Origin of the sequence: Halorussus ruber (assembly GCF_004765785.1) — an archaeon.
In the GTDB taxonomy this organism is placed as follows: domain Archaea; phylum Halobacteriota; class Halobacteria; order Halobacteriales; family Haladaptataceae; genus Halorussus; species Halorussus ruber.
This window is the reverse complement of sequence record NZ_SBIT01000007.1, coordinates 240,625-259,078: the sequence shown is the minus strand read 5'-3', so window position 1 is coordinate 259,078 and position 18,454 is coordinate 240,625. Positions and strand designations below refer to the sequence as shown.

Sequence of the window (18,454 nt, the reverse complement as noted above, 5' to 3'; positions counted from 1 at the left end):
TCTGGGCCTCGGTGGACTGAAAGGGCGACCGCGAACCGCGCGAGGGCTTTCGAGGCCCTAACCATCCCGCTGACGGGGTATCGGCACAGCTGAACACTACGGCTCACAATTCTTCACGGAACCCGAGAACCTAACCCCCGCGCCGACGTGTCGCCGGTCATGACCGAGACTGAAACCACGGCCAACGCCCCAGATTCCGAAACCGAACGCAGGGACGCCATCGTCGTCGGCGTCGGCGGAATGGGGAGCGCGGCCGCCTACCACCTCGCGGACCGCGGCCTCGACGTGCTGGGCGTCGAGCGATACAACATCCCGCACTCGCAGGGCTCCTCGCACGGCTTCTCTCGTATCATCCGCCTCGCGTACTACGAGCATCCCTCCTACGTGCCCCTGCTGCGGTCGGCCTACGACGAGTGGGCGGCGCTGGGCGAGGACCTGATTCACGAGACGGGGTCGATCGCGGTCGGGCCGCCCGAGAGCGACATCTTCGAGGGCGCGCGCCGGGCCTGCCGGGAGCATAGTCTCGACCACGACGTGCTGTCGGGCGCGGCGTTGAACGACCGGTTCCCCGGCTACGACGTGCCCGAGGAGTACAGGGCCGTCTTCCAGCCGCAGGGCGGCTTTCTCGTGCCCGAAGACTGCATCGTGGCCCACGTCGAAGGGGCCTACGACCGCGGGGCCGAGATTCACGCCCGGACGAAGGTTCTCGACTGGACGCCGCTGGACGACGGCGGGGTCCGAGTCGAGGTCGAGCGCGGTGAAAGCACGGAAACCCACGAGGCCGACTCGCTGGTGGTTGCGGCGGGCGCGTGGACCGGCGACCTCCTGCCGGAACTGGCTCCCGTCCTCGAACCCGAGCGCCAAGTCCTCGGGTGGTTTCAACCCGAGGAGCGCGACAAATTCGACCCCGGTTCCTTCCCCGTCTTCTCCCTGCGGTGCGACGACGGCGCGTACCTCTACGGCTTCCCGGTCCACGGCGTGCCGGGGTTCAAAATCGGCAAGTACAACCACCGCGAGGAGGTCGTAGACCCCGACGAGATGGACCGCGAACCGACTCCGACCGACGAGGCAATTTTGCGGGAGTACACCGAGGACTACTTCGCCGACGCCGCGGGGCCGACGACGCGCTTGGAGACCTGCCTGTTCACCAACTCGCCGGACGAGCGGTTCATCATCGACACCCATCCCGAATACCCGCAGGTCGCCGTCGCGTGCGGGTTCTCGGGCCACGGGTTCAAGTTTTCGAGCGTGGTCGGGGATATTCTGGCAGACCTCGCGGCCGAGGGCGAGACCGACCACCCAATCGAGCAGTTCGCCATCGACCGGTTCGACAATCTATATATTTCTTAAGGAAAACAAAATATTGCTTTAGAGCAGTTATTTAATCCTTTGATTCTCCAGCGCGGCCTCACTGCTGGCGACTGGCGATGAAGTGATAGATGGTCGCGTACTCTCCGAGGGTCATCGGCGCGCGGCCCTCGACTTTCTGGTGGACCTGCTTGCCGTCCATGTCGGCGTCGATTTCGGCCGCGATGGTGTCAACGTCGAGGACCGCCGTGGTCATCCCCATCAGGAGGTTGTCGCGGACCTCGGCCACGATGGCGTCCTGCGGCGGCGCGTCCTCGGCCAGCGCGGCGACGGCGGCGGCGTCCTCCAGTTGCACGTCACCGGCCTCGCCCGCGGCCAGCGCCTCGACCGTCTCGCGGTCCACGCCGGTCCGGTCGGCGACCGCATCGACGCCCTCCGCCTCGACGATTGCGGCGAGTTCGGCGGCGTACTCCTCGCGGAGTTCGTCGGGCGACGTGGCCTCGGGCTCCTCGATATCGTCGTAGAGCATACCCGAATCGACGTGACCGCGATTGAAAGGGGTTTCACTTCGATAGCGGTGACTCGTCGGGAGAGTGTTTAGAGACGAACCGCCATCTACGTTTTTCGCTCGGTGAAATAGCCGACTCCTGGCGGACTGAAAGGGCGAGCGCGAACCGCGCGAGGGCTTTCGAAACCTTGACTCCAACTGCTTGGAATGGATGATTCGAGGGAGCTAGCTTCAGGCTTGATCCTTGGAGTCACCGCCACCGCACAGCACCGCGACTGCGAGCCTCACGCCTCCCCAACCGCCTGCGGTCCTCGCTTCGCTGCGGTCCTCGGCCCTCGCACGACGATGGCGGACCACAAGAGGGTCCGCCAGCGCGCGCCGGAAGAAAAGACGAGTCAGCACGCGCCGGGTGGAAAATCAACCGGCGAGTTCCGAATTCCAGGTCACCCCGATGTCCAGCCCGGCGAGGTCTCGTCCCGGTTCCCGCCCCGGTCGCCGACGCCGGGCGGCCCCGGCGGCACGACAACCACGACGGTCGTCCCCGTCTCGAAGGCGACCGGCGCGGTGCGCCCGAGGAGGTCCTCCTCACCATCACCGTCCACGTCAACCCTGACCGTCGCGTTCTCCCTCACGTATCGGACCGCCCCGCCGGGCGGCCCCTGCGGCGCGCTGACCGCGAACCGGGCGTACTGGCCCGAGATTTCGACCGTCCAGACGTTGACCGTGGCGTACCAGTAGCCCGGCACCGGCGCGACCGGCAACCCGGCCGGGACCGACCCGAGGACCTCGCCGAACCACCGCTGGCTGGCGTACTCGGTCGCGTTCTCGACGCCGGACGTAATCGCCTGCTTGAGCGCGGTCTCGGCGAGTCGCTGGGTCGCGGTCGTGGTCCGGTTGACTGGCCTCCGGCGCGGCCCCTCGACCTGCCGACTCGCGGCTTCGACCGCCAACTCGGCCCGGAGCGCGACCCAGTCGCGCCTGTCGGCCCGCCGGAGCGCCGGGCGACGCCGAACCACCTCCTCGGAAATGGCCGCGGCCGCAGAGCCGTTCGCCACCGCCAGCGTCCGGCCAGCAGTCGTGTTCCACCGCGCCAACCCTGCCCGGACCGCCGCCCGGCGCTCGCTTCGCGGGAGGTCGAACCGAGCCAGCGCCAGTTCCGCGACCAGAATTGCCCTCGCCTCCGCCATCGACTCGGCGAGCGACCGCTGAAGCCGGTCCCGCCGACGCGCCAGACTCCGGTTCTCGCGCTCGGCCAGCGTCCGGTTCGCGGCCCGCAACGCCACCGCCCCGGCCCGGAGGCTGACCCGCCTCGAACTTCCCTCGCCCACGACTTCCGACGCCACCCTCTCGGCGGCGTCCCCGAAGGGCATTGCGAAGACGTTCCGGTTCCGCGCCGCGAGGAGTGCCCGACGCTCGCCCTCGGGTATCGCCCGGACCTCCTCGTGTTCCAACTTCGCCAGCGTGAGGTAGGGCGGCGCGCCCGTCACGCTCAGGTTGACCGGAGCGCCCGGCCCGTCGGCATCCATCGGCCGAGGCGGCGGCGTTGCTGGCGTCGTCCGAGCGCGGAGCGTCCGGCGCGCCCCGTCGAGTGACCCGCCAGCATCTGCCAGCGCTTCCTCGACGCCGACTCGCGTCCGGTTCTCCCGGTCGGCGCGTGCCTCCAGCCTCGCCGCGACTCGGTCGAGGTAGGCCGCCCGCGCCGCGACTCTCGCTCTGTCCGCCACCCCGTCGTAGCGCGCCGGAGCGTCGAGGAGGTCTGCCCGGCGCGCGCTGACTTTCCGGGCCAGTTTCGCGGCAGGCGGGCGCTCGCCGAGGGCCTTCCGCCGGGGCACCGCGACCGAGAGGTTCCGGACCTCCTCGCGGAGGGCCGCCACGTCCCGGTAGGCCCACTCGCGGAGGTCCGGCGGCCGCCGACCCGCGACCTCCTCGGACCGGGTGTCGAGCGTTCCGGCGACTGCTCGCCGGGCCAGCGCGTCGTAGCCGCCGCGGTCGGCGACCAACTGCTGGGTGGCGCGCTCCGGTATCCCCGCCAGATTCGGGCCGTCGAGCGCGCCGCCTCGTTCGTGGACCTCCGCAACCGGGTTCGAGGGCGGTGAAACGTCTCCCTCCTCGCCACCGACGCCGTGGTCGCCTGCGACCCCCACTCGGACCGCGAACGTCTCAGACCAGCGCTGGACCGTCCGGCGAGATTCGTTGCCCCGCGACCAGTTGGCGACCAGCGCGCGGGTCCGGACGACTCGGCGCGTTTCGTGGGAAAGGAGATGCCACTCCTGCGGCGTCTCCGACAGTGGTCCGCTCGCGGCCTCGACCCGAGTCGTCGTCTGGACCTCGGTTCCCGCGAGCGTCCAGTTCGCGCCCGGCGAGGCCGGTTCCGGGCGCGGTTCGCTCTCCTGCTCCTCCCGCCGGACTGCGGCGACGACCCGGGCATCGACCGCGTAGGACGACCGCAGAATCTCGTCGAGGCTCGGCCCCTGCTGGCCCCTCACGAGGTCCGAGAAGGCCCGGTCCGCGGTCCGGTTGACGCCGACCGGGAGGGCGGCGTTTCGCTTCCTCCTCGCGGCTTTTCTCGACCGGTCGGCCGTCACCCCGCCGGGCACGGGATTCTCCTTCTGGTACTGCTTTGCGGCGGCGAGGAGTTGGTCGGTCCGGGCCGAGCCGTGGCGATGGTTCGCGGCCGTGAGCAGGTCTGTCGCGCCGACTCTGGCGGTGGCCCACCCGAGCGCCCGCCGACCTCGGGGGTCGCTCCGGCCGAAGACGGCGCGCTGTTCGCGCAGGAGGCCGCCGTTCGCGGCGAGTTCGACGTGGCGGTTGGCCACCACGTTCTGAATCGGCGCGCGACCGTACTGGGCGTAGCCCCGGACCCACCCCACGGCGTAGAGTCGCGCCGTGAGTCGCCTGCCGAGGCCGGGCGCGAGCGGACCGCGGTTGAGCCGAGACTCGAACCGCTCGGTGCGCTCGTGGAGCGCCAGCGCCGGGGTCGCCACGACCAGCGTCGGCGAGAACTCCTCGCGCTCGACGATTCGATTTCCGTGGGTTGCGGTACTGCGGCGAGTCGCGGTCTCGCCGCGAGTCGCGGTGCTACCGCGGGTCGCGGTGCTACCGCGGGTCGCGGTGACGGTGATATTGCTGATTCGGACACGCAGACCCGAACTCTCGGCGGCGTCGGCGCTTCTGTTTCCGCTGGCCGGTTCGATGCTCACCCGGCGCTTGGCCCGCCGGAGTTCGGTGGCGTTCGAGACGGGCGGGAGCGAGACCGAGGCTTGCACGTCGCTTGCTTGGATGGCCACCGAATCCAGGGCGTCGCGGGCCGCGAGGTAGATTCGAATCCGAAGGGAGTCCCGATAGGGCGTCGAGTCGTTCAGGACGCGCCCGAGGGTGGTGTTCGCCGGGGCGGTGACGGGTTGGCGGGCGGCCTGCCGACCGGCGCGGGCGACTGCTCCTCGGAGCGCGGTCGAGGAGGCCGCGGTGGCCCGCTCGACTGCGACGCCGACCGACTCGTCGGTTCGCGGGGCGGGGTTCCCCGCGAGCGAGGCGCTGAGGGCCGCGCTTCCGACCAGCAGGAGGACCCCGACCAGCGCGAAGGGGACCCGAGCGCGGCGGTCCTCGGCGAATCTCACGCCGACCACGTCCTGACGGTGAATCGAGTCTCGCGGAGGGCGAACCGCGCGGCGTGAACGTCGATTTCCGGCGGCGGCTCGCTCCCCGCGGAAATTCGGTCGCTCGACCCTACTCTGGCTTCGCTGGCGACCACCTGCACGCCGAGGTCGGGCGAGGTGTAGCGCCGGAGCGTGGCGGTGACCTCGTCGGCGACGGCGCGAGTGAAATCGGTGGCGTTGGTTCGAGCGTCCTGTCGAGCGTCAGCCCGGAGCGCGCTGGCGAGGAGTCCCGCCAGCGTGTCGTGGATGGTCTTGGTGGCTTCGTGGTCCTCCTCGTAGGTCACGCGGGCGGTGCTGGTCGCCACCAGTTCGGCGGTCTCGTCTGCCGAGTCCGGACCGGTCGCGGAATCCGGGCCGACCCCGGTTTCGGCGTCTCTCGCCGGCGTCCCGGCCAGCGTCATCGCGCTCGCCGAGACCAACAGGAGGCACAGCGAGGCGTCCAGCACGGTACTGATGGCTCTCACGACCAGACCTCCGCGCGGAGTTGCCCCGGGCGAATCCGACCGGGAGCGACGCGGACGCTGACTGTGCGTCGGGTAGAATCAGGGGCGTCGGCGGAATCCGAATTTTTTGGTGGGACTGGCCCGGCGTGCCACGTCCGCCCGCCGGTTTGGAGCGTGAGATTGAGTCGGTAGCCGTCGGGACCGGCGCTGAGGCCCGAGGAGAGCGCATCGGGAGCGAGGACGCCGCTCTCGTCGCCGACCGCGCGCTCGGCTCGCTCGACGGTCGGTTCCGCGAGATTCCGGTCGGGCGTCGGCAGAGCTGCGTTGAGGACTCCAGTGTAGGCCGTCAGCGCGACTCCAACGGCGAAGACCGCGACCAGCGCCGCCAGCGGTTCGACCTGCGCGCGAGGATTCTCCTCATCCGACCAGCGTGACATCGACGCCCTCCCACGTCACGCGCCGGACGGTCAGTCGGTCGGTCGAGCGCCACTCGGGCGTCCTGTCGCGGGCTTCGGCCGCGGCCCGACGGAAGTCGGCGGGCGTGCCGAACGCCGCTTCGGGCGGCGCGCCCCGAAGCACGTCCCAGAGCGCGGTGTCGCGCCGAACGGGCGTCACGGGACCGTAGGCCAGCGCCGCGTGGCCCGACCGGCCGTCGTCCCGAAGCCAGATTCGATACGGACCGATTCGCGCGGCGTCGGCCGACAGCGGGTGGACGCCGGTGGTCGAGTGGGCGCTCGCCGCGACGGAATCGACGGTCTGGGCGGCGCTGGCGGCGTCCGGCGGCGGCGCTCGGGGCAGGGTGGCCGCGAGACCGACCGCGGCGGTGCTGGCGATAGCGAGGCCGACCCAGAGGTACCACGTCTCGACTGGTGCGTCGAACATGGGCCGGGTTCGTCCCGTCTTCGGTCTTAAAGTTGAGGTTCGGGGAGTCGGTTTGAGAGGAGTAGATGATGGTCAGGAACTCGTTACGGAAGTGCAAGGAGAAAGCCCCGCCCTTTAGCGCGGGGAGGATGTCAACTACCGCAACTGAACCGTGATGTTGTCTTCTGAAGCCCCCGCCCGGTCGCGGTCGCTCAGCGGGATATTTCGCGCCTCTCCGCACAGCCCGGCGCGAAATAGGGCCACGCTGAGACGACCACGTAAACGCGACCGGGCGGCCCCTTCATCCCACCCGAAGAAAGTTCAGCCGAGCGTTCGCTGGTGGTTTCCTCAGTCGAGCGCCCGCTGGCGGCTGGTCGGCCTGCCATCGCGGAGGCGAAGCCATCTGATTGAAAGAAACCAGAATATTGGCTAAAGAAATAAATACGTTTCCCAAACAATTGTTCTATCGTCTCTGTTCTCACTCGCTGTCGCGGGAGTTATCCCCGCTCGCGCAAAGATTCGAACATGAACGTGGTGATACTCGGATGCGGCTACGTCGGACTCGAACTCGGTCGCCAACTCGCAGCGGAGGACCACCGCGCGGTCGGCGTCCGGCGCTCGGAGTCGGGCCTCGACGCCATCGAGGAGGCCGGATTCGAGGCGGTCCGGGCCGACGTGACCGACGGCGAGACGCTGGCGGCGGTGCCGGACGTGGACGCCGTCGTCTTCGCGGCGAGTTCCGGCGGGAGAGACGCCGAGGCTGCCCGCGAGGTCTACGTCGAGGGGCTTCGGACCGCCGTCGAACACTTCGGGGCGCGGGAGAACCCGCCGGAGCGACTGGTGTACACCTCCAGCACGGGCGTCTACGGCGACCACGGCGGCGACTGGGTGGACGAGGAGACGCCGTTGAGTCCCGAAACCGACAAAACCGAAGTGCTGGCCGAGGCCGAGCGCGTGGCGCTGGAGGAGGCACCCGAGAACGGCCTCGACGGCACCGTCGCGCGGTTCGCGGGCATCTACGGTCCCGGTCGGACCCGACTGGAGCGGTATCTGGAGGGGCCGGTCACCGAGGGCTACCTGAACATGATTCACCGCGACGACGCGGCGGGCGCGGTGCGGTTCCTGCTGGAGCAGGACCTCGCTCGCGGCGAGGTCGTGCTGGTCGCGGACGACGAACCCGTCTCGCGGTGGGCGTTCGCCGATTGGCTCGCCGACGAGTGCAACCGAGAGCGCCCCCCGAAGCAGACCGTCGAGGAGCGACTCGACGCCGACGACCTCTCCGAGCGGGCCAGACGCCGCCTGCTGACCAGCAAGCGATGTTCGAACGAGAAGCTACGAAGCCTCGGTTACGATTTCAACTATCCGACCTATCGGGAGGGGTACCGCCCGGAAATCGAAGCGTACAGGAACCAACCGGAGTAAACCCCTCAATTTCCCACGTATCGGGAAAATTTCTTGTTCGTCGGGGTTGTCGGTGGGGAACATGCAACTGCCGACCGTTCCGGAACTCCGGATTCGGGAGGTCGTCCGAGCCGTCGAGACCTACGGCCTGAGTTCCCCGGAACTCGTGGGAGCGGCCGCCCTCGCCACGTTTGCGCTGGTGGCCTCGCTGTGGCTCGTCGTCCGGTGGATTCGGCGACCGATGGGGGCGCGACTCAAGCGCGCGCTGGCCAAGCGCGACGAGATTGCGGTCCTGATGCACCCGAATCCCGACCCCGACGCGATGGCGTGTGCAATCGGCGTCGCGCACCTCGCCGAAGCGGTCGGCACCGACGCCACGCTCCAGTTCGCGGGCCAAATCCGCCATCAGGAGAATCGCGCGTTCAGAACCGTCCTCGACCTCGAACTCGGCCAAATCGACCACGTGAGCGAACTCGCCGCCGAGGACGTAGTACTGGTGGACCACAACACGCCCCGGGGCTTCGAGGGGGCCGAGCGCGTCGAACCCTACGCGGTCGTGGACCACCACCCCGGCAACGGGACCGGCGAGCAGTTCACCGACCAGCGCACCGAGTACGGTGCCTGCGCGACCATCATCGCCGAGTACCTCGAAGACGTGGGCGGGACGCCGGTCGGCCCCGACGCCGAGAACGGGAGCGACGGACTGGTCGTCCCCTCGGAGGTCGCCACGGGCCTGCTCTACGGCATCCAGTCGGACACCAAGCAACTCACCAGCGGGTGTACCGAGTCGGAGTTTCAGGCCGCGGCCTTCCTCTACGAGGGCATCGACGAGGACCTGCTCGACCGCATCGCCAACCCGCAGGTCAGCGCCGAGGTGCTGGAAGTCAAATCCCAAGCCATCTCGGGCCGGGACGTCCGCGGGTCGTTCGCGGTCAGCGACGTGGGGCGCATCAACAACGCCGACGCCATCCCGCAGGCCGCCGACGAACTCCTCCAACTGGAGGGCGTCACGGCCGTCGTCGTCTTCGGTCGGCGCGACGAGACGGTCCACCTCTCGGGGCGGTCGCGCGACGACCGAGTCCACATGGGCAAGGCGCTCGAATCGGTCGCCACCGACATCCCCGGCGCGAGTGCTGGCGGCCACGCTCGGATGGGCGGCGGACAGGTTCCGGTCGAGGGCGCGGCCTACGCCAGCGGGGCCGAAGCCGCGATGTGGTCCCAAGCCGAACTCGCCGACGACATCTTCGCCGCGCTGAACGGCGACGTGTAACTCCTTCTGGGAAATCTTACTGGTGGCGCAGATACGCCGCGTAGAGCGCAGGCAGGCCGAGCGGGAGCGCCAGCACGCCGAAGGTTGCCAGCGCGTACTTCGTCAGGTCGGCGTCTCGACGTGCGAGCAGGGTCGCGCCGAGGCCGAGCGCGGCGACGGCGTAGGCCGCGTTGCTCCACGCCGGGACGTACGACGAGCAGTAGAGCCAGCAGACGAAGGTGTACGACGGTGCGTTCCACGACGCCGGGGAGAGCTTCGGCCAGAAGAACCGACAGTAGGTCGTCAGCGCGAGCATCGCGGCGGCCGGGAGTCCGACCAGCCAGAGAGTCGAGCCGCGCAGGTCGCCGCCGACCCGCTTTCGTCCGTACCGCCGGTAGCCCGCCAGAAACACCGCCGGGAAGCAGAACACCCACAGCCAGACGGCGACGGTGTAAGTCACCGGCCAATGCTCGATTCGGGGTTGGGCGACCGGGAGTCGAAGCGAAGCGGGCAGGGTCGCCCACGGGAACGAGGGGTCCGGCACGGGGTTGGTGACGAACGCGAAGAGGCCCAGAATCGTCCCCGCGAGGAGACCGTACAGCCCCCAGTCGGCGTACCGGTCGAGCAGACCGGGGAGCGCGCTGTCAGACGGGCGGCCCGGGACTCCTCCGGAAGCGTCGGGAGTCGGCGAACGCTCGAACATGGATAATACGACACGCGGCTAACCTATTGGAATTTCCACTTCGAAATCGCCGATTTCGGTGCGGGTTTTCTCGGAAACCGAACCGCCCCGAATCCTGCGCGCTTATCCGCTTCGGGGCGCTACCCCCCGACATGGCCACCGACGACGGAACCTACGAGTACAAACTCGAACACGGCGACGACTTCGGTCGGACCTACTTCCGGCGGTTCGACGGACTGGCGATTTCGTCGGTCGGGGTCGGGACCTACCTCGGCGACTCGACCGACGCGGTCGATTCGCGGTACCGCGACGCCATCACGACGGCGCTAGAAAGCGGCATCAACGTCGTGGACACCGCCATCAACTACCGGTGCCAGCGGAGCGAGCGCGTCGTCGGGCGGGCAATCGAGGAGGCCGACGTGTCCCGCGACTCGGCGTTCGTCTCGACCAAGGGCGGCTTTCTCCCCTTCGACGGCGAGCGCCCGGAGAATCCCGGCGAGTACGTCAAGCGCGAGTTCGTGGACACCGGCCTCGTCGAGCGGGAAGATTTGGCGCGGGGAAGCCACTGCATCGCGCCCGACTTCATCGACACCCAACTGGACTGGTCGCTCGACAATCTGGGCGTCGAGGAGATCGACCTCTACTACGTCCACAACCCCGAGACGCAACTCCACGCTCGGTCCCGCGAGGAGGTCTACGACCAACTCGAAGCCACCTTCACCCGACTCGAGGAGCGCGCCGCCGAGGGCGACATCTCGAAGTACGGCGTGGCGACGTGGAACGCCCTCCGGGTGCCCGAGGGCGACGACCAGTACCTCTCGCTCCCCGAAATCGTCTCTCGCGCCCGGAAGGCCGCCAAGGCCGCCGAGAACACCGCGACGCACCTCCGGGCGATTCAGTTGCCCTTCAACGTCTTCATGGCCGACGGGTTCACCGTCGAGTCCCACGAGGGGCCGGAGGGTCCCCAGAGCGCGCTCTGGTTCGCCCACGAGGCGGGCCTGAACGTCTTCACCAGCGCCAGCATCGCGCAGGGCGACTTGGCGAGCGAGATTCCCGAGGACGTGGAAGACCGACTGGAGGGCGACACCACGGTCCAGCGCGCCATCAACTTCGCCCGGAGCGCGCCCGGCGTGACCTCCTCGCTGGTGGGGATGAGCCGACCCGAACACGTCGAGGAGAACGTCGAGGCCGGGCGCTTCGACCCCCTCGGCGCGGACGCCTTCGACGCGGTGTTCGAGTGAAAGATAGCTATTTATTTTGTTAGTTCGTCGGGCCGAACGTGAGGCCCATCATCTCCATCGAGAGCATCGTCGGGTTCTTTCTCGCGTGGGGTGCCGTCTGGTTCGTCCACTCGGTGGTGAACGGCAAGCCCCTGAGTAGCTTTCTGGTCGTGGCGACGTTCGTCGGCTTCGTACTGATTGCGTTGCTGTCCTACGGGTCGGTCGATTACTGAGAATGCGACGGCGACGCTCCGGCCGTCTCGCCACCCGCCTTCGACGCGGTGGCCGAGTAGAACGAGTTTCGCTTGCACCGCGGACGCCGTCTATCCGCCGGTCGTCCGCCAGCGAGGAGTCTGGCGCGACTTCCACGACCGGCCGCACTCCGGACACGACCGGACCCCGCCGTCGGTCTCTATGGACTCGTCTGCCGACTCGTCGGAGACCGCCGACTCGGGGACCGTCAGCGACTCACGGCAGATACCGCACGCGAATCGGCCCCGAGTGTCCTTCTCGACTTCGCCGTCCCAGAGGCCGCGACGAATAGATTTCATAGCGACTGGAGTACGACGGACCCGGGGAAAAGTTTGGGGGCCGTTCTCCGCAGTAGGGTCTGCCTACGCCGCGGGAACGGCGACTGTGGTCTCGAAGTATCGGACGCGACCCGCGGTCGTTCCCTCGGCAAAGGAATATTCACAATCGCTAAGAAAATAAAAATACGATCAAGAGAGGTGTATTTCAGTCGCTGAACGCCGCTACCTCGGCCCATGCGAACCCGCCACGGACTCACTAACACTCGGTTGAAACGTTCAGTTCGCCGGATTCGGAAGGTTTGACTGTGCCCTCGGAGTAGAGTCGAGCGTGTCTCGTGGTCGGGTCTTCGCTTCGATGTGTTCGGTCGTCTTTCTGGTCAACCTCGCCCGAATCGTGTTCGCGCCGCTGCTCGAACCGCTCTCGGCGGCGTTCGCGCTCACCGAGTCCACGGCGGGCCTCGTCGCCACGCTGGCGTGGTTGGGGAGCGCCACGCCTCGGATTCCGACGGGCTACCTGCTGACGCGGGTGGACCGCCACACGGTCGTCCTCGGGACCGGCGGGGTGCTGACCGGCGCGGCGGCGTTCATGTCGGTCGCCAACTCGGTGGTCATGCTCGGCGTCGGCGCGTTCCTGATGGGCGTCGCCAGCGGCGCGTACTTCATCGCGGCGAACCCCCTGCTGACGGAACTCTACCCCGAGCGCGTCGGTCGGACGCTCGGGATTCACGGCACCGCGAGTCAGCTCGCGGCCGTGATTGCTCCGCTGTTCGTCGGCGCGGTGCTACTCGCCGCGCCGTGGCGCGCCGTCTTCGGTATCATCGCGGTCGTGGCGGCCGTTGCGACCGGCGGATTCTACTGGGCCGCGCGCCAAATCGAGATGCCCGACGCCGGGACCGAGGACCGCAACCTGCTGACGGCCGCCCGCAGACAGTGGCCCATCATCCTGAGCGGCATCGCTATCCTCGGCGCGACCGGGTTCGTCTGGAACGGCCTGTTCAACTTCTACGTGAAGTACGTGACCGCGACGAAGGGTATCGACGCCGGGACCGCCAACACGCTCCTCACGGTGGTGTTCGCCGCCGGGGTCCCGGCGTTCTGGGTCACGGGCCGACTCGCAGATCGCCTGCCTCACGTCCCGCTGATGCTGTCGATTCTCGGCGGGTTCGTCGCCTGTCTATTCGCGCTCACCGCGGCGCAGGGACTGGCGATGCTGGCGGCCGTCACCGCGATTCTGGGCTACGTCGTCCACAGCCTCTTCCCCGCGCTCGACACCTACCTGCTCGACTCGCTCCCCGACGAGAACCGCGCCAGCGCCTACTCGCTGTACAGCGGGTCGATGATGATAGTGCAGGCCACCGGGAGCGTCGTCGTCGGCGCGCTGGTGGACGCCGGATTCGCCTACAACACGGTGTTCCGGACCTTCGGGGGGCTGCTGATAGCGATTCTGGCCGTGCTGGTCGTGCTGTGGGCCGGGAATAAGCTTCCGACCGGCGGTCGAGACCCGAGCGTGGCGCGTGGGGACTGAAACCGGACACTCCCACAGTTTTATATCGGTGTGGCAACATAGTCGAAGAAGACGACCGATGTCTCTCCAGAACGACGACCGACTGAGCGTCTCGGAGTTTCTCTCGGAGCGAACCGGGAAACCGAAATCGGAGTTCGAACCTCCAGAAGACGCCGAGTATCCGCATCCGGAAACGCTAGAGTGGGAACCAATCGAGGATTAGTCTGTCACTTGGCGAAGTCCGTGCCACTTCTCGAAGCGCGAGAGCAACCAGTCGCTGTGCCGACAGAGGTACTCTCGACAGTATCCCGGCGCGTCGTTGAGGTCGATTTCCGGAAAGTCCCACGCCCGGCGGTACTTCTCGCCGTTTCGATACACGTCCATGTGCAGTCCTCCTCGGTAACGTCGTGACCCTGCGCTTCCTCGGGGTCGTGGTCGAACCGAGCGACGACTCGCCAGTCCGAGTCTCCTCGTCCGTCGAGAGTCGCGTTCATGTCGTATTCTAACTGCATGACGAACCGCGTCACGTCGCCGCGCTCGGTCCGAACCTCGCGTCTGATTCTCGCGTACGGCCACGAGACCCACACCGGGTCGAGTCGAGTTCCCACTCGTCAGTCACCTGTTATCGGTCATGACGAACGTATAGTCAAAAAAGACTACTTTTCGAACCGGCGAGTTACTACTGTTTCCGATTCCACCTCCTTTTCAATCCTCCCTCCCAACTCCCACCCAATGGAGTACGGACAGGAGCGAATCGCCACGCTACACGACCTGACGGGCCGAGTGCCGGACGCGCCGACCGACCGGACCGCCGTGGTCGTACCGATGACCGAACGCGAGTACGCCGGACTCGCCGCCGAGCGCGTCCTCTCGGAGTTGGAGTCGGTCGCGCCCGAGGAGGTCGTCGTCCCGCTTCGCGCGCCGCCGGAGAAGGTCGGGCCGTTTCTGGACTGGTTGGGGGGATTCGACCTGCCCTTGTCGGTGGTGTGGTGCAACGGACCGGGCGTCACCGACCTGCTGGCCGAGCGCGGCCTGAACGGCGAGGCCGGGAAAGGCCGAGACGTGTGGCTCGCACTCGGGGTCGCCACCGCCGACAGCGAGTACGTGGTGGTCCACGACGCCGACGCCAAGACCTACGAGGCCGCCGACGTGTCTCGACTGTGCTACCCCCTCGCGCAGGGCTACGACTTCTCGAAGGGCTACTACGCCCGCGTCGAGAACGGGAAACTCTACGGGCGACTCTGTCGCCTCTTTTACGAACCACTCGTGCGCGCGTTGGCCGACGCCAACCCCGACGCGGCGGTGTTGGACTACTTGGGGGCCTTCCGGTACGCGCTGGCCGGGGAGTTCGGCGCGACCAGCGACCTCGTGCGCTCGCTCCGAGTCGAGCGCCACTGGGGGCTGGAGGTCGGCCAGTTGGGCGAGGCGTTCGCCCACGCCGGATTCGAGGGCACCGCGCAGGTCGATTTGGGCCGGTACGAACACGACCACCGGGCGGTGTCGGGACCGACCGGCCTCTCGGACATGAGTCGCCACGTCGGGACCGCGCTCCTCCGGGCGGTCGAGTCCCACGGCGTATCGCCGGACTACGACACCCTGCCAGACCGCTACCGGCGCGCCGCGGGAGAACTCGTCGAGCAGTACGCCGCCGACGCGGGATTCAACGGCCTCGACTACGACCCCGCCGAGGAGCGCGAGCAGGTGGACATCTACGCCGAGGCGGTCGTCTCGCCGGGCGCGGACCGACGGCTTCTGGCGTGGCGCGAGACCGATTTGACGCCGGGCGAGGTGCTTGCGGCCTCGGAGGAGGACGTCGCGGCGGTTCGTGACCACTGTTGATGCGCGACACGTAGCACTGAAAGCGTGGCGACGCTCGTTCGAGAATCGCACCAGACCACCTTTAGGCCGCCAGTGGTGAGACACAGGTATGGACCGTCGCAACTTTCTTCGGACCGCGACTGCGGTCGGCCTCGCGGGGAGCGTCGCGGGCTGTACCGGCATGCTCGACTCGGGCGGGAACTCGAACGTAACCCTCTCGGAACCGGACCGCGAGTTCGCCAGCGAGGACGTACCCTACCCGGCGTGGGGCCAGAAAGTCCCCGACGTGACGCTTCCGGCCCCGATGGAAGACCGGTCGGTCGAACTCCGGAGCGTGGACAAGCCGATGGTGCTGACGTTCTTCTACAGCCACTGTAACACGGTCTGTCCCGTCCTCATCTCGACGATGCGCAACGTCCACACTCACTCGCTGAACGAGGGGTACGCTGGGGACGTGGAGTTCTTCCCGACGACGTTCGACCCCCAGCGCGACGACGCGCAGCGTTTCGAGGCCTACGCCGAGGAGATGAACGTCGACGCCGACTCGAAGAACTGGCACTTCCTCCGGCCCGAGTCCAAAGACCGGGCGAAGTCGGTCGTCCAGGAGCAGTTCGGCGTGATGTTCGAGCGCACCCACCCCGACGACATGGACATGTACATGTTCACCCACAGCGCGCTCACCTTCCTCGTGAATGCCGACGGCTACGTCGAACGAGCCTACCGGTCGAAGTCACCGAAAGCGAAGCAGATAATTTCCGACCTCGAAACCGTTCGAACATGAACAGACGCCGCTTGCTGGTCGCGCTCGGCGGTCTCGGCCTGACCGGGACGAGCGCGTGGGTGCTAGGCGACGGTCTCGGGTCGTCGGGGAGTTCGCTCCCGCTGACCGTCGAGACGTTCGACGCGCCCGGTTCCGAGGCCGGAGAGATGCGGGTCCCCGCCGAGGGAACCGTGACCGTCGTGGACCTCTTCGCCACGTGGTGTAGCCCCTGCAAGGAGCAGATGGACGCGCTCGGCGCAGTCCGCGAGGAGTACGGCGACGAGGTGGCGATGATTTCGGTCACGAACGAGCGCCTCGGCGGCGGCCTCTCGAAGGGCGACATCCGCGACTGGTGGCGCGAGAACGACGGCGCGTGGACGCTGGGCCACGACCCCGACAGCGAACTCATGTCGGCGCTGGGCGCGGGCGGCATCCCGCACGTCGCCGTCTTCGACGCCGAGGGCGAGGTCGCGTGGGCCGAGACCGGCGTCACGGACGCGAAGACGCTCCGGAAACAGGTCGAGGAGGCGCTGGCGTAGGGATGGCCGCCTCGGAGTTCGCTGGCGCGCTGGCGTTCGCCGCGACGACCGGCGTGACTACCTTCTTCGCGCCCTGCGCGTTCCCCCTGCTTCCGGGCTACGTGGGCTACTACGTCGAGCAGGGCGAGGACTCCTCGGACTTGCTGGCGGCGGGCGCGGCCGCCGTCGGCGCGCTGGTGGCGCTGGGGGCCATCGCCGCGCTCGCGTTCGCCGTGGGCCAGACCGTCACCTCGGCGCTCCCGCTGTTCGAGCCTATCGTCGGCGTGGGACTGGTAGCGTTCGGCGCGCTGACGCTGACGGGCCGCGCGCCCGATTTGCGGGTCGCGCTCCCCGAGCGTCCTCAGTCGGTCGTCGGCTTCGGCGTGTTCGGCGCGGTCTACGCCCTCGCGGCCGCCGGATGCGTCGCGCCGCTGTTCCTCGGCGTCGTCACGCAGGCGCTGGCGTTCTCGCCCGCCCGCGGCGTCGCGGTCGTCGGGGTCTACGCCGGGAGCGTGGCCGCCCCGCTGGTTGGGGTGACCCTACTGACCAGTGTGGGCGTCGAGACGTGGCGTGACCTCGGGCAGTACTCAGGGACGCTGGAGCGGGCCGCCGCCGTGGTGATGATTCTCGCCGGCCTCGGACAGCTCTACCTCTCTATCGTGGTTCTGGACGTTCTGTGAGCGGAGTTCGAGGTGGCTGATTTTCGGGGATTTCGCTTCTTCGAGTCGGCTGTCCGGCGCGCGGGAGCGAGTGAGCGAAGCGAAACGAGTGACTCGCGCGAGGGACGAACGACCGCGCTCTGCGCGGGAGTGAGGAGGTTGGGGAGGTCTGAGGCTCGCGCTCGGTGGCGCAGGCTATCAGGATACGCTCGGGCGAGTCTGTGCGAATTGGCCTCAGAATAATTAATTATTTTCTAAAGCATTGCTTTTGTTTGCTTACCACACCTATAAGTTTCTCCCGCCAGCAGGCACTCGGTCGGTCAACCGCCGGACGCGCTCGACTGACCACTCCACCACGGGTGGATGAAGGGGCCGCCCGGTCGCGCAACGCTTGGTCGTCTGAGCGACCTCTATCGCGGGCCGGGCGGTGCGGAGAGGCCCGCGATATGTCGCTCAGCGACCGCGACCGGGCGGGGGCTTCAGGAAACGTTCACAGTTCCGATTCCTGCCGAGACTGTGCTGATGCAGAGCGACCGGGTGGGGGCTTCAAGAAGACATCATCACTGTCTCTTCTGCTGTCGTTCTCGAACCGACTCTGCCCATCAAAGACTCCGACCCAACATCAACCGAGAAAACAACCTCGCCTAGCCGCTTCCCGCAAACCTAACCGTCAGCGACACCTACACCCGCCCATGACAGACACCGAATTAGCCACGCTCGGCGGCGGATGCTTCTGGTGCACCGAAGCGGCGTTCAAGGAACTCGACGGCGTCGAGGAGGTCACCTCCGGCTACGCGGGCGGGGACACCGAGGACCCCACCTACGAGGAGGTCTGCTCTGGCGACACCGGCCACGCCGAGGTCGTGCAGGTCGAGTACGACCCCGAAAAGATGAGCTACGAGGACGTACTCAAGGTGTTCTTCACGGTCCACGACCCGACGCAACTCAACCGGCAGGGACCCGACGTGGGCACCCAGTACCGGTCTATCGTCCTCTACCACGACGACGACCAGAAGGAGGTCGTCCAGCGATTCCTCCGCGAGTTGGACGCCGAAGGAGCCTACGACGGCGACGAAATCGTGACGGAAGTGGAGGCGTTGGAGACCTTCTACGAGGCCGAGGAGTATCATCAGGACTACTACGAGAAGAATCCCAACGACCAGTACTGCTCGATTCAGGCCGAACCGAAGGTCCAGAAGGTTCGGGAGAAGTTCGGGGAGAAAGTAAAGCGGTCCGGCAGTTCTGAGTAGGACTGATGTCTCTGAATAACAGTCGTTGGTAGTATGGCTGATGGTGCGTTACGAGAAGGTGCATTTATCACGCACCACCGTCCACAG

At 67.6% G+C, this 18,454-nt stretch carries 19 protein-coding genes; 11 read left to right on the top strand and 8 right to left on the bottom strand.

What is annotated here, in order from left to right; all coding sequences use genetic code 11:
* Nucleotides 1–159 precede the first annotated feature (159 nt).
* Nucleotides 160–1,350, top strand: a complete 1,191-nt coding sequence (gene solA, locus EPL01_RS12555; protein ID WP_135825608.1) for an N-methyl-L-tryptophan oxidase — start codon at nt 160–162, stop codon at nt 1,348–1,350.
* A 58-nt stretch (nt 1,351–1,408) separates the two neighbouring features.
* Here solA and EPL01_RS12550 read toward each other — a convergent pair whose 3' ends face one another.
* From EPL01_RS12550 to EPL01_RS12530, 5 genes are all read right to left on the bottom strand, one after another.
* Complete coding sequence (locus EPL01_RS12550) at nt 1,409–1,837, bottom strand: DUF5791 family protein (protein ID WP_135825607.1); 429 nt, start codon at nt 1,835–1,837, stop codon at nt 1,409–1,411.
* A 422-nt stretch (nt 1,838–2,259) separates the two neighbouring features.
* Nucleotides 2,260–5,433: a DUF7286 family protein gene (locus tag EPL01_RS12545; protein WP_135825606.1), complete on the bottom strand. Its 3,174-nt coding sequence runs from the start codon at nt 5,431–5,433 to the stop codon at nt 2,260–2,262.
* On the bottom strand, nt 5,430–5,936 hold the full coding sequence (locus EPL01_RS12540) for a DUF7284 family protein (RefSeq protein ID WP_135825605.1): 507 nt from the start codon (nt 5,934–5,936) through the stop codon (nt 5,430–5,432). Before EPL01_RS12540 ends, EPL01_RS12545 begins: the two co-directional genes overlap by 4 nt.
* Nucleotides 5,933–6,352, bottom strand: a complete 420-nt coding sequence (locus tag EPL01_RS12535; RefSeq protein ID WP_135825604.1) for a DUF7285 family protein — start codon at nt 6,350–6,352, stop codon at nt 5,933–5,935. Before EPL01_RS12535 ends, EPL01_RS12540 begins: the two co-directional genes overlap by 4 nt.
* Nucleotides 6,333–6,797, bottom strand: a complete 465-nt coding sequence (locus tag EPL01_RS12530) for a DUF7283 family protein (protein ID WP_135825603.1) — start codon at nt 6,795–6,797, stop codon at nt 6,333–6,335. The genes EPL01_RS12535 and EPL01_RS12530 overlap by 20 nt, the downstream gene beginning before the upstream one ends.
* Before the next feature lie 504 nt (nt 6,798–7,301).
* On the opposite strand from EPL01_RS12530, the gene EPL01_RS12525 reads away from it, so the two are divergent.
* Nucleotides 7,302–8,198, top strand: a complete 897-nt coding sequence (locus tag EPL01_RS12525) for an SDR family oxidoreductase (RefSeq protein ID WP_135825602.1) — start codon at nt 7,302–7,304, stop codon at nt 8,196–8,198.
* Nucleotides 8,199–8,259: 61 nt separating this feature from the next.
* Nucleotides 8,260–9,447, top strand: coding sequence for a DHH family phosphoesterase (locus tag EPL01_RS12520; protein ID WP_135825601.1), 1,188 nt, complete (start codon nt 8,260–8,262; stop codon nt 9,445–9,447).
* Between the two features lie 16 nt (nt 9,448–9,463).
* Here the strand turns inward: EPL01_RS12520 and EPL01_RS12515 are convergent, their stop codons facing one another.
* On the bottom strand, nt 9,464–10,129 hold the full coding sequence (locus tag EPL01_RS12515) for a hypothetical protein (protein WP_246045690.1): 666 nt from the start codon (nt 10,127–10,129) through the stop codon (nt 9,464–9,466).
* A gap of 131 nt (nt 10,130–10,260) precedes the next feature.
* Here EPL01_RS12515 and EPL01_RS12510 point away from each other — a divergent pair, with 131 nt between their 5' ends.
* Complete coding sequence (locus EPL01_RS12510; protein ID WP_135825600.1) at nt 10,261–11,349, top strand: aldo/keto reductase; 1,089 nt, start codon at nt 10,261–10,263, stop codon at nt 11,347–11,349.
* Nucleotides 11,350–11,387: 38 nt separating this feature from the next.
* Nucleotides 11,388–11,561, top strand: a complete 174-nt coding sequence (locus EPL01_RS21690) for a hypothetical protein (RefSeq protein WP_168215903.1) — start codon at nt 11,388–11,390, stop codon at nt 11,559–11,561.
* 90 nt (nt 11,562–11,651) lie between these two features.
* Here the strand turns inward: EPL01_RS21690 and EPL01_RS12505 are convergent, their stop codons facing one another.
* Nucleotides 11,652–11,879 (bottom strand): hypothetical protein, encoded by a 228-nt coding sequence (locus tag EPL01_RS12505; RefSeq protein WP_135825599.1) that lies wholly within the window; start codon nt 11,877–11,879, stop codon nt 11,652–11,654.
* A 307-nt stretch (nt 11,880–12,186) separates the two neighbouring features.
* Here EPL01_RS12505 and EPL01_RS12500 point away from each other — a divergent pair, with 307 nt between their 5' ends.
* Nucleotides 12,187–13,383, top strand: a complete 1,197-nt coding sequence (locus EPL01_RS12500; protein ID WP_135825598.1) for an MFS transporter — start codon at nt 12,187–12,189, stop codon at nt 13,381–13,383.
* A 198-nt stretch (nt 13,384–13,581) separates the two neighbouring features.
* Here EPL01_RS12500 and EPL01_RS22050 read toward each other — a convergent pair whose 3' ends face one another.
* Nucleotides 13,582–13,746 carry a DUF7718 family protein gene (locus tag EPL01_RS22050; protein ID WP_210424140.1) on the bottom strand — a complete coding sequence of 55 codons (165 nt, stop codon included), beginning with the start codon at nt 13,744–13,746 and terminating at the stop codon, nt 13,582–13,584.
* Nucleotides 13,747–14,094: 348 nt separating this feature from the next.
* On the opposite strand from EPL01_RS22050, the gene EPL01_RS12490 reads away from it, so the two are divergent.
* From EPL01_RS12490 to msrA, 5 genes are all read left to right on the top strand, one after another.
* Nucleotides 14,095–15,201 (top strand): glycosyltransferase family protein, encoded by a 1,107-nt coding sequence (locus EPL01_RS12490; RefSeq protein ID WP_135825597.1) that lies wholly within the window; start codon nt 14,095–14,097, stop codon nt 15,199–15,201.
* 88 nt (nt 15,202–15,289) lie between these two features.
* On the top strand, nt 15,290–15,961 hold the full coding sequence (locus EPL01_RS12485; protein WP_135825596.1) for an SCO family protein: 672 nt from the start codon (nt 15,290–15,292) through the stop codon (nt 15,959–15,961).
* Complete coding sequence (locus EPL01_RS12480; protein ID WP_135825595.1) at nt 15,958–16,479, top strand: TlpA family protein disulfide reductase; 522 nt, start codon at nt 15,958–15,960, stop codon at nt 16,477–16,479. Before EPL01_RS12485 ends, EPL01_RS12480 begins: the two co-directional genes overlap by 4 nt.
* A gap of 2 nt (nt 16,480–16,481) precedes the next feature.
* Complete coding sequence (locus EPL01_RS12475) at nt 16,482–17,138, top strand: cytochrome c biogenesis CcdA family protein (protein ID WP_135825594.1); 657 nt, start codon at nt 16,482–16,484, stop codon at nt 17,136–17,138.
* A 671-nt stretch (nt 17,139–17,809) separates the two neighbouring features.
* The gene (msrA, locus tag EPL01_RS12470) at nt 17,810–18,367 is read left to right on the top strand and encodes a peptide-methionine (S)-S-oxide reductase MsrA (protein ID WP_135825593.1); all 558 of its coding nucleotides are present in this window, start codon (nt 17,810–17,812) and stop codon (nt 18,365–18,367) included.
* Nucleotides 18,368–18,454: the final 87 nt, after the last annotated feature.

Excerpts from the sequence above, each read along its gene's own strand:
- solA (WP_135825608.1), top strand. The coding sequence starts at position 160 with ATGACCGAGACTGAAACCACGGCCAACGCCCCAGATTCCGAAACCGAA.
- EPL01_RS12550 (WP_135825607.1), bottom strand. The coding sequence starts at position 1,837 with ATGCTCTACGACGATATCGAGGAGCCCGAGGCCACGTCGCCCGACGAA.
- EPL01_RS12535 (WP_135825604.1), bottom strand. The coding sequence starts at position 6,352 with ATGTCACGCTGGTCGGATGAGGAGAATCCTCGCGCGCAGGTCGAACCG.
- EPL01_RS12530 (WP_135825603.1), bottom strand. The coding sequence starts at position 6,797 with ATGTTCGACGCACCAGTCGAGACGTGGTACCTCTGGGTCGGCCTCGCT.
- EPL01_RS12525 (WP_135825602.1), top strand. The coding sequence starts at position 7,302 with ATGAACGTGGTGATACTCGGATGCGGCTACGTCGGACTCGAACTCGGT.
- EPL01_RS12520 (WP_135825601.1), top strand. The coding sequence starts at position 8,260 with ATGCAACTGCCGACCGTTCCGGAACTCCGGATTCGGGAGGTCGTCCGA.
- EPL01_RS12515 (WP_246045690.1), bottom strand. The coding sequence starts at position 10,129 with ATGTTCGAGCGTTCGCCGACTCCCGACGCTTCCGGAGGAGTCCCGGGC.
- EPL01_RS12510 (WP_135825600.1), top strand. The coding sequence starts at position 10,261 with ATGGCCACCGACGACGGAACCTACGAGTACAAACTCGAACACGGCGAC.
- EPL01_RS12505 (WP_135825599.1), bottom strand. The coding sequence starts at position 11,879 with ATGAAATCTATTCGTCGCGGCCTCTGGGACGGCGAAGTCGAGAAGGAC.
- EPL01_RS22050 (WP_210424140.1), bottom strand. The coding sequence starts at position 13,746 with ATGGACGTGTATCGAAACGGCGAGAAGTACCGCCGGGCGTGGGACTTT.
- EPL01_RS12490 (WP_135825597.1), top strand. The coding sequence starts at position 14,095 with ATGGAGTACGGACAGGAGCGAATCGCCACGCTACACGACCTGACGGGC.
- EPL01_RS12485 (WP_135825596.1), top strand. The coding sequence starts at position 15,290 with ATGGACCGTCGCAACTTTCTTCGGACCGCGACTGCGGTCGGCCTCGCG.
- EPL01_RS12480 (WP_135825595.1), top strand. The coding sequence starts at position 15,958 with ATGAACAGACGCCGCTTGCTGGTCGCGCTCGGCGGTCTCGGCCTGACC.
- EPL01_RS12475 (WP_135825594.1), top strand. The coding sequence starts at position 16,482 with ATGGCCGCCTCGGAGTTCGCTGGCGCGCTGGCGTTCGCCGCGACGACC.
- msrA (WP_135825593.1), top strand. The coding sequence starts at position 17,810 with ATGACAGACACCGAATTAGCCACGCTCGGCGGCGGATGCTTCTGGTGC.